This window comes from Pantoea sp. CTOTU50773 (assembly GCF_032082325.1).
Lineage (GTDB): Bacteria > Pseudomonadota > Gammaproteobacteria > Enterobacterales > Enterobacteriaceae > Pantoea > Pantoea communis.
Genome location: NZ_DAMDQC010000160.1, coordinates 1 through 9,775, shown reverse-complemented (window position 1 = coordinate 9,775; position 9,775 = coordinate 1). Strand labels below are relative to the sequence as shown.

10 protein-coding genes are annotated in these 9,775 nt (G+C 53.4%); 3 read left to right on the top strand and 7 right to left on the bottom strand.

The features are described 5' to 3' along the window. Together RT340_RS19205 and RT340_RS19200 are read right to left on the bottom strand one after the other, a co-directional pair. Positions 1 to 584 (bottom strand): DUF308 domain-containing protein (locus RT340_RS19205; RefSeq protein WP_409566166.1); only part of this gene is annotated, 584 nt, incomplete at its 3' end. A 422-nt stretch (positions 585 to 1,006) separates the two neighbouring features. Beyond that, the gene (locus RT340_RS19200) at positions 1,007 to 1,894 is read right to left on the bottom strand and encodes a LysR substrate-binding domain-containing protein (RefSeq protein ID WP_313377514.1); all 888 of its coding nucleotides are present in this window, start codon (positions 1,892 to 1,894) and stop codon (positions 1,007 to 1,009) included. Between the two features lie 91 nt (positions 1,895 to 1,985). Here RT340_RS19200 and RT340_RS19195 point away from each other — a divergent pair, with 91 nt between their 5' ends. Beyond that, the gene (locus tag RT340_RS19195) at positions 1,986 to 2,960 is read left to right on the top strand and encodes an AEC family transporter (RefSeq protein ID WP_313377513.1); all 975 of its coding nucleotides are present in this window, start codon (positions 1,986 to 1,988) and stop codon (positions 2,958 to 2,960) included. Positions 2,961 to 2,964: 4 nt separating this feature from the next. On the opposite strand, the gene RT340_RS19190 is transcribed toward RT340_RS19195, so the two are convergent. The 3 genes from RT340_RS19190 to RT340_RS19180 form a co-directional block, all read right to left on the bottom strand. Further along, positions 2,965 to 4,116, bottom strand: a complete 1,152-nt coding sequence (locus RT340_RS19190; protein ID WP_313377512.1) for a CocE/NonD family hydrolase — start codon at positions 4,114 to 4,116, stop codon at positions 2,965 to 2,967. 65 nt (positions 4,117 to 4,181) lie between these two features. After that, positions 4,182 to 4,865: an O-methyltransferase gene (locus RT340_RS19185; RefSeq protein WP_313377511.1), complete on the bottom strand. Its 684-nt coding sequence runs from the start codon at positions 4,863 to 4,865 to the stop codon at positions 4,182 to 4,184. A gap of 68 nt (positions 4,866 to 4,933) precedes the next feature. Continuing rightward, positions 4,934 to 5,812, bottom strand: coding sequence for a LysR family transcriptional regulator (locus tag RT340_RS19180; RefSeq protein ID WP_313377510.1), 879 nt, complete (start codon positions 5,810 to 5,812; stop codon positions 4,934 to 4,936). A 120-nt stretch (positions 5,813 to 5,932) separates the two neighbouring features. On the opposite strand from RT340_RS19180, the gene RT340_RS19175 reads away from it, so the two are divergent. Further along, positions 5,933 to 6,784 (top strand): Vmh family MBL fold metallo-hydrolase, encoded by an 852-nt coding sequence (locus RT340_RS19175; RefSeq protein ID WP_313377509.1) that lies wholly within the window; start codon positions 5,933 to 5,935, stop codon positions 6,782 to 6,784. A gap of 47 nt (positions 6,785 to 6,831) precedes the next feature. On the opposite strand, the gene RT340_RS19170 is transcribed toward RT340_RS19175, so the two are convergent. Together RT340_RS19170 and RT340_RS19165 are read right to left on the bottom strand one after the other, a co-directional pair. Further along, positions 6,832 to 8,151 (bottom strand): NAD(P)/FAD-dependent oxidoreductase, encoded by a 1,320-nt coding sequence (locus tag RT340_RS19170; protein WP_160834216.1) that lies wholly within the window; start codon positions 8,149 to 8,151, stop codon positions 6,832 to 6,834. A 355-nt stretch (positions 8,152 to 8,506) separates the two neighbouring features. Further along, positions 8,507 to 9,028, bottom strand: coding sequence for a MarR family winged helix-turn-helix transcriptional regulator (locus RT340_RS19165; protein WP_283215710.1), 522 nt, complete (start codon positions 9,026 to 9,028; stop codon positions 8,507 to 8,509). Positions 9,029 to 9,096: 68 nt separating this feature from the next. Here RT340_RS19165 and RT340_RS19160 point away from each other — a divergent pair. After that, on the top strand, positions 9,097 to 9,775 hold a 679-nt coding region (locus RT340_RS19160), incomplete at its 3' end, for an EamA family transporter (RefSeq protein ID WP_313377508.1).

The window sequence follows — 9,775 nt, the reverse complement described above, 5'->3', positions numbered from 1 at the left end:
AGAGGGGTCCAGAAGTAGATAATTAGCGGCACGCTGGCATGCTCGGCCTGCAGCGGCGGATGTTCATAATTCAGCCCATGCGGCGCACGAAAACCTTTACGGATGAAGAGAGGAAGTGCGGCCACACTGGTGTTCTCTGGCAACGCGTGAATTTGCGCTCCCATAAACAAGAGATTGATGCCCCATCCCGCCAGCAAAAGTGCAAAACACAGCGGCACGATCACATGCGGAGCCAGCGGCCAATGGATGGCAATCAGGACACTGAACAGGATTTCCGCGCATCCGAGGCTGAATTTCCGCGTCCATCGCCGACAGCGCATCAGACTGCATGAAATGACACGGAACCCGCCATCCAGCAGAAAAATAAAGGCAAAACCCAGCGAGAAGCAGAGGCTGCTGTCATGCGGTGCAATGAACACCAACAGGCCGAACAGCATCAGCCCTGCAGATTTCATCAAAGGTGGCCAGGCTATGCCGGCAGGCGAATAGATTGCACTCATTGCTTCCGCCAGCCCTTCGACCGCAAGGAATACCCCTAACACATGCAAGGGGAACGATAAACTTCCATGTTGCAACAGATCCATCAGGATCCCGGCACTCGCACCAGCACACAGCAGGCCCAACCCGGTCAGATAAGGCCAACCCGCTCTTAGCGCCGGTCCACCCATCAACAGAAATAATAGTCGCAGCAAAGGTACTCTCCAGCGGATAACACAGCTCAGCACGGTCTATAGACGCGGGCAACTAACAGGAGTTCTGTTACGCCTCGGCAATTCTGACTTCGTTTACTGATGGTTGTGACTGTGAGGGCACTCTACGTGGCGAAGATTAAAATTGGCTTAACGATAAAGTAAATATTGGCTTATTTTTTGAACAACACAATGCTGAATTTGTGGCGATTTCAGGCTGAAACCGCCACTGACTCGCGGGGGTAACCCATCTTAACTAATTGATTTAATTCAATATAGTTATCGCGCCGCAGAGGATTATGCGGCTGGCGTAGGTTTCACACTGCTGCGTGTCGTTGAATCAGCAGTTTTATAAAACTGTTGAGGCAGGGATTGCGGTTATCGCTGCTCCAGGCAACGGCAAGATTAACTTGCGGCGCATCCGCCAGCGGTTTGAAGACGATGCCATCCATTTTGAGTTGTTGAACAGATGAAGGCACCAATGCCACATAGCTAGCGTCATTGACCAGGCTAAGCATGGTGTGTTGCAGACGAACCTGCAGACTGACCATCGGTTCAAAACCATGAGCCCGGCAATAATCCATAATTACCGCGGTTAATCGGCTCCCGGCGCTGGCGGAGGTCATCACAAAAGGATCGTCGCGCAGATCTTCGATCTGCAATTTCCGACTTCTCGCTTTAGGATGTGTGCGCGACATGGCCACACATAAAGGCTCGGTTAACACGGTCAATGTCTGCATGCCCACGCGTGCAGTTCCTTCCACCAGTACCGCTAAATCGACTTCACCTGCCAGCACTTTATCCGGCAGGTCTTCAGTGACCGCCTCTTCCAACTCCAGAGCAATGTTGGGGAAGTGATGGCGAATCAATCGCACATACTCCGGGATCACGCTATGTGCAGAGTACATAGTGAAACCCACGCGCAATAAACCCGATTTGCCCGCGGCGGTGTCACGCGCCAGTTGTTGCGCCTGCTGGAGTGATTCGAAGATCTTACGTGCATCCTGGTAGAAGCTCTCACCGGCGGGCGTCAGCATTAGCTGGCGCGTATTGCGTTCCACCAGCTGTGTACCCACCGCTTTTTCCAATGCAGCGATGTGACGACTTAAGGACGGCTGTGATAGATGCAGACGCTCCGCGGCACGGTGGAAATTTTTCACTTCTGCCAGCGCGATAAAGTACCGCAGCGGCTTCATATCAAGCATGATTCATTTTCCGTATCAATCCCGGCCAAATTTGCTATTGGATCTGCATCACTAAAGGCACTAGAGTCCTTCAGCTTACTGGGAGGACACAATGATAGCGACGTTTCTGATTCTTTTGCCGGTTTTCGGCTTAATTGTGGCGGGATATGCTTGCCGCATGCTAGGTGTATTAGGGCCAACCTCGGCGACGGAACTGAATAAATTTGTGGTATGGCTTGCGCTGCCTGCGCTGCTGTTTGACATCATGGCACACACGCCGTGGCACACCATTTATCAACCGGGATTCTTCTGGGCGTTTGCCCTCTCCTGCGCCGCCTCATTTGTTATCGTCTTTGCCTGCCAAAAATTCAAAGGCAAATCCACTGCCGATGCCAGCGTCGATGGCGTTGCCGCCGCCTATCCCAACACCGGTTATCTGGGCTTCCCGTTGTTGTTACTGATTTTTGGTAAAAGCAGCCTGATCCCCACCACCACGGCGACTATTGTGGTGGCGTGTATCCTGTTCGCGATTGCCATCGCGATGATCGAGATTGGTTTGCAGAGTGAACGTGAATTTCATCGACTGGCGATTAAAGTACTGCGCGCCATTTTAAAGAACCCGCTGATTATCTCACCGCTGTTGGGGGCAGCTTGCTCCAGCGCGGGTTTGACCATGCCCGGCAGCGTTGAAACCTTCCTGAAACTGCTCGGCGGTGCGGCCAGCCCTTGCGCGCTGGTGTGTTTAGGGGTGTTTCTAGCCAGCCGACAAAAAGCCAAAGCCAGCGAATTGCCCACCGCGGCGAAAATGAGTTTCACCACGGTGGGCCTGGTCGTGGTGGCCAAGATGGTGATGCAGCCGCTGCTGACCTGGATTTTAGCCGTCTGGCTGTTTCACCTGCCGCAGGATCTCACCAACATGGCGATTCTGCTGGCGGCACTGCCCACCGGCACCGGGCCCTTTATGCTGGCTGAGTATTATCGGCGTGATGCGCAAATCACTTCTGGCGCGATCCTCATCTCCACGGTGCTGTCGATCGTTACACTGGTGGCGATCATGCACTTTATGCAAGTCACGCCCATCGCCTAGCGCGTCATTTCGCCGCTGGGCGTTGATCTCCAGCGGCGTAAATGGTGCACGCCGCTTCTTCCTTCTCACGATACTGCTCGCAATATGCCACAGCTTCATGGTTTGCATCCTGCTGGGTGCGAGCCCAGTGGGCGCGGCCCCACACACCTTCGCCGTTGGTCGCGAACGCTTTCTCATAGCCGCGATCTGACAGATAGTGTTTGAAAGCCTGTAGACCTGATGACGTTAATCCTGCCGGTGCAGCAAGCTCGACTTCAGTAAGGGACACCACTCCATGGCTCGGCAAATGTTGCTGGCTTAGAAACGACGAGACGCTGCGCCACCAGAATCCTTCCGGCGCTGAAATCAGTAAATCATGCCCATCGTTACCGTAAGCCGGCAGAGTGATCAGCTTACCCTTAGCCTCTGCGCGATGGTAAGCCTTGAACATCTCCTCGCCAAGCTGGGGTGAAAACGACTGATCATTGGCAGTGTAAAGCCAGAGTGTTGGGATTCGTGCGGTTTGACCATAAGATTTCAGCGTCGCCAGCAGTGAGGTTTTATCACAAACCTGGCCCTCACCCATGGCTCCGCGTCCACCTGAAAAGCTGATGATAGCCTGTACACCCGGTGGATTCAGGGCACTGGCGGCGAGCACGCTGAATCCGCCAGATGATTGGCCGACCAGCACAGCTTGATGTTTTGCCGCCCAGGGCTGTACCCGTATCGCCGTCAGTGCAGCAAGGATATCGTCTCGTGCCATTTTCCCTGCTAGAGCATGTTGCGGCTGGGCGCAGCTGTTGCCTTGATAATCGTTGTGGCCGGTGGATTGACCATAGCCCTGTCGCATCACCACCACAGCGGCATAACCATGTCGGGCAAAGGTGATGGCGGCAGCTGAGAAACGGTTCGGCGTGAGATGCTGGCGATCGCTCTGCTCGCTGCCATCGGTGCCGTGGGTGATCAGTGCAACAGGAAACACACCGGGTTTGTCTGGTCGTGTGACATAAGCATCCAGCACTGCGCGTTGCCGGTTGGGGAAGGTTATGGTTAATGAGAGCGGCTCACGTATCAATCCCGCGAGTTGCGTAGCGCCGGCTGTCTGTGCTGGCAAGCCAAAGTGACTCCCTCCCATCAAACCAAAGATGAGAACAAAGTCAGTAGCCCAGTGGCGCATCAGTTAATACTCCATTATTAACGTTCAGTGATATTTGCTGATGGATACTATCACCCATTTAGCGCTTACAAACTTTTCACCACCGCCATGATCTGTCCATCCCAGCCTTTTTCGCCAACCGTCTGCAGTGCCGTGGCTTCCAATCGATTATCCTGGTTGATCATATCGACGAACTCACGCAGGCCGCTGACATTAGGATCCTCACTATCAGCAGCGACTACCGCCCCTCCGCGAACCACGTTATCCGCAATGATCACCGTCCCAACACGAGCAAGTTTCAATGCCCAGTGAAGATAGTGAGGATTATTGACTTTATCGGCATCAATGAAGATCAGGTCAAACGGCGCAGTCAGCATCGGCAAGCTATCCAATGCAGCGCCCACTATCACTTCTGCGCGATCGTGAACACGTGCCAACGCCAGGTTGTGACGGGCCACTTCAGCGTGATGGGGATTGAATTCGAGCGTGATAATTTGGCCGTTTTCCGGCAGCGCCCGAGCCATCCAGATTGTGCTGTATCCACCCAATGTGCCAATTTCCAGTACGCGCTTTGCACCTGTAATCGTCACCATCAATGCCAGCCATTTGCCCTGTAATGCCGAAACATCGTGCACCGGTAAGCCCTGAGCAGCGTTATGCGCTAATGCAGCTTTCAGCGCCACATCCTCGGCTGCCAATGCGTTTGCAAAGTAATTATCGACCTGAGCCCACTGTTCGTTATGTTGCGAAGGGTAGTCGGGAATGCGCATCTTGAGTTCTCCTTGCGTGTCAGATTCTCAAGACATAGCACAACTGTATGACGTTATGCGTAAAGCATTTATGAAGCCAGCTGTTGCTGCACCGCATCAAGAAACAGTCGCAGCGCGGCGGGTTGGCGTTCGCGCGACATATACAATCCATAAATGCCGAGGGTTTTCGGCGTAAAGTCCGGCAGTACACATTGCAACTGGCCGTTTGCTATCCCGGCGCGCGCCTCCATTTCTGGCACCATGGCCAGCCCACATCCGGCGATGGCGGCATCGCACAATACCGATGAGATGCCGGCACTGAAATTTCCGCTTACGGCTGTGCTCAAGGCATCTCCATTGGCATCGTTGAACTGCCAACTCTGCCCGGCAAAGCGGCTATAGTGCAGGCAATTATGCTGGCTTAAATCCTGCGGCGTTTCAGGATTGCCATGCTTGCGCAAATAATCGGGTGAAGCGCACACCACCGAAGCACATTCGCCAAGACGGCGGGCAATTGCGCCCGGTTCAGGATTGTCCGTGATCCTGACGGCTACATCGATGCGCTCTCCCACTACGCTCACCGGCTGATTGTTGATTTCTAATTCAATTCGCAACAATGAATAGCGCGCCAGAAATGCCGGGATCATCGGCCCCAGAATATGGGTCGCGGTGGAGTGCGCACAGGCGACGCGTAATGTGCCCTGCGGTTCTCCCGGTTCGCCTTGTCCGGTTATTTCATCAGCCAGGCGAGCCAGCATGCGGGTTTTCTCCAGCACTTTTTCCCCGGCCGGGGTAATGGTCAAGCGACGTGATGAACGGTGTAGTAAACGTGCGCCTGCCCATTTCTCCATTTCATCCAGATAACGGCTGACCATCGGCCGGGAGATATCCAGCGCCCGCGCTGCGGCACTCAGGCTGCCTAGTTCGCAAATGCGAATAAATACTGAAGCGGCTGTGACTCTGTCCATCTGCTCTCCATCTGATCGTTTTATGAAACTGATCATCTCTATTTGCGGGAATTCTAGCAGACAGAAAAATCCTTACAATGATGTGCTTACCAGCCATGTTGGCACTGAAAGGAAAATGAGATGAAGATGAAGTCACTGACGTTGGTGCTCGCACTGGCAGCTGGCCCGGCGTTTGCTGCCCCATTGCAATTGGCAGTTTACAATCCGCAGGAACAAGGTGTGTTTCCGGTATCGTCAACGCTGATTACCGGGCCACACGAAGCGCTGCTGGTCGATGCACAGTTCAGCCCGAAAGACGGCGAGAAACTGGTGGAGATGATCAAAGCCAGCGGCAAAAAACTCACGCAAATCCTGGTTACCTCCGGTGACCCTGACTACTACTTTGGTCTCGAGCCCATCGTCAAAGCCTTCCCTCAGGTGAAAATTGTCGCAGCACCGACGGTGGTTGAGCATATCGAAGCTACCAAAGCCGCCAAGTTAGCGTACTGGGGCACGAAAATGCCGGGTGGTGCGCCTACCCAACTTTATGTACCGCAGATCACCCATCAGACTTCGTTTAGCGTGGATGGTGAACGTATTGAACTGCGCCATGCGGGGGATAAATCCGCTTATCTGTGGATCCCAGCCAATAAGGCCGTGCTGGGGGGCACCGCCGTGGCAGCGGGCATCCACGTCTGGACCGCAGATACGCAAACGCCAGCCAGCCGTGAGCAGTGGCGCAGCGTGCTCATAGAAATTCAGCAGCTTAAACCGAAAGTGGTCATTCCAGGACACTACATTGGCTCACGTCCGGCGGGCGATGGTGCGGTGACATTTACCCTTAATTATCTGCAGACTTTTGAAAAAGCACTTCAGCAGCACAAAGGGTCTGCAGAAGTGATTGAAGCGATGAAAAAAGCCTATCCGAATTTGCCGGATGAGAGTTCACTGGAGCTGAGTGCGAAAGTGAATACTGGCGAGATGAAGTGGTAGGCAGCCAAGGGTAAAAGCCGCCATTAGTGATGGCGGCGATATCCTTCTTAAACTTCCATGCCCGCGCGGTATTGGCCCCACCTCAACACCGAGTTCACGCCAATCGACAGGAAAGGCTCAGCTGGCGTGCGGTTTGGACCCGGTGATTGGGTGAGGAAATCGATCAGTTCGTTTTTCTCACCTGCGATCATATCGGCAATCAATTTGCCGGTTGCCGTGCCGCGCGTTATGCCTAATCCGTTACAGCACAGCGCACCATAAACATTCGGTGCCAGTTTGCCAAAGAAGCCTTCGTGGTTTTCCGACAGGCAAATCGCGCCGCTCCAGGTGTATTCAAAATCCACCTGCGGCAGCATTGGGAAACGGCGTTCAAACGATTTGCGATGGTTTTCCAGATACTGCTTAAGGTATTTCTCGCGCGGTCGTCCATCCGGGTGGAAACTAAAACTGTTACGCACCAGAATACGATTATCCATTGTACGACGAATGGTGCTGCCAAACGGATGCGCCGGAATCACCCCCCACACCGCTTTGCCACCCAATCGTGCCTGCTCTTCTTCAGTCAACTGACGTGACAGGCTGCCGTAAAGGAAAGTCGGTAGCAAACGGCGCTGCAGGAAACCAAAGTGCGACGCAAAACCGTTATTAGCCAGGATCAACGTATCAGCGGTGATGCTCCCTTTGTCATGCACCAACGTCACTTTGTCACCGTAGTCAATCGACGTGATGGGTGTGTACTCGTACAGCGTGACGTTCGCGGGCAGATTATCCGCCAGACCTTTTACCAATGCTGAAGGCTGCAACAAGATGGTGCCGGGAATAAACAGCGCCTGCTTGTAATAAGAAGTGCCAATGTGATCCGGCAGATCTTTACCCGAGATCATTTCGGATTCGCGCCCGATCTTTGCCAATCCGCTACGATAGGCTTCGAGAATCGCCGTCCCCTGTTCACCGACTGATGCCTGATATTTACCGGATTCGGTCATCTGACATTCGATGCCGTGTTCCTGCACAATCTGACGCAGATAGTTTTGCCCTAATGTATTCAGCTTGAGGACTTTATTCGCAATGGTAACGTCGCCAATATAATCCTTCGCGCCGATATCATGGGGTACGTCGATGGCAAAACCGGCGTTACGTCCTGCCGATCCATATCCCACTTCCTGCGCCTCAATCAGCACCACTTCATCATTGGGGAAATTCAGCGCTAATTGTCGCGCAGCCGCCAGGCCCGTTAAGCCCGCCCCCACAATCGCGAAGCGTGTTTTTTTCTGACCAATATGCGCCGGGCGTGGCGTACGAGCGGCACTGGTATGAAACCAACCCGGCATCGAATCATCGGCAGGCAGTGAGGTGATCTTTTGCAATTCCGTTACTCCAATACACGTTTTCATTGTTTGTACTGGCGGATTGCCCGTACAACGTAGGGTCTTTTAGCGGTGTAAAGCGTAAGTATTTAATGAATTTCACGGGTATTTATCATGTATACCTGCTGTATAAAGTTTTACTGAATCTCATGAAATTTTGTCAATATAATCACGATACGATTGTGTTATGGATCGCAAAAAATCGGGGGTTCAGGCGCGGGGATTGGCATGAAAGTGTTGGAGGGATCCTGTGTGCTCAACTTACGCCACAGCACCGGACCTGAAATAAATTTGGTGTCCTGATAGGAGAATACTCATTACGACGTCACAACGCTGACGCGTGAGAATGGGGCAATTAGCGCTGATGGGATCCGTCAAGCGATCGCAATAAACCCGACAGGTGGCTATCCAGTGCCATCAGCACTTCAGGAGAGAGCCCAGACAGAATCTTTCTTTCGTTATCCACGTGTTTTTCTACCGCACGGTCTATTAACGCCAGTCCGTCCTGACTTAATTGCACCAGCATGCTTCGCGCATCCTCTGCATTTACCTGTCGGGTAATCAGCCCTCTGGATTCAAGGCGTTTTAAGCGATGCGTCATGGTGCCCGAGGTGACCATTAGCGTCGAAAACAACTCGGTAGGACTTAAACTATAAGGTGCTCCGGCACGGCGCAGTGTTGCCAGCATATCAAACTCCCACATGCTCAATTCAAACTCGGCAAAGGCCTCTTCAAGTCGCTGTTCAATCAGCGCCGTGCAACGCTTGAGACGTCCAATCGGCCCCATCGGGCTGCAGTCTAAATCTGGCCGCTCGCGCTGCCACTGCTGAAGGATGAGATCGACGGCATCAGATCGGGTTTCAGTTTGATCATTCATTTATCTTGACTTCAAGGTAATTGGTGGACACACTAATTTTATCTTGAATTGAAGATAAAGGCAAAATGATGCAATCCTCTTTCTCTCTTTCGTACTGGCGTGACGTGATATTGACTGCCCTGGCCCCGGCTATCTGGGGATCAACCTACATCGTCACAACACAATTTCTGCCACCCGATCGCCCTTTTACGGCGGCGCTGATTCGGGTACTTCCGGCAGGGGTATTAATGTTGCTGTTCACTCGTCGCCTGCCCGCCAGCCGTGATATTGGACGGCTCATTATTCTTAGTGCGCTGAATATCGGTGTTTTCCAGGCACTGTTGTTTGTCGCTGCCTATCGGCTGCCTGGCGGGCTTGCTGCCGTATTGGGCGCGATACAACCGCTGCTGGTGATGTTACTGGCATGGGGAGTTGAACATCGGGCGCCAGCGAGAATCACTTTATGGGCCGCGCTGGCCGGGGTTGTCGGGATGGCCTTGCTATTACTCTCTCCGCAAACAGTGTTCGAACCGGTCGGCATTGTGGCAGCGTTGGTGGGCGCGACCTGTATGGCCACAGGCTTATGGCTGACTCGCCGCTGGAAAATGGATTTGCCGGTGATGGCCCTCACCGGCTGGCAGCTGATACTGGGTGGAATAATGTTGCTACCCGCAGCGTGGCTGATTGACGCCCCACTGCCCACACTGACGCTGCCGCAGTGGGCCGCTTATGCCTATCTCTCCCTGGCCGGTGCATTTGTGGCATACG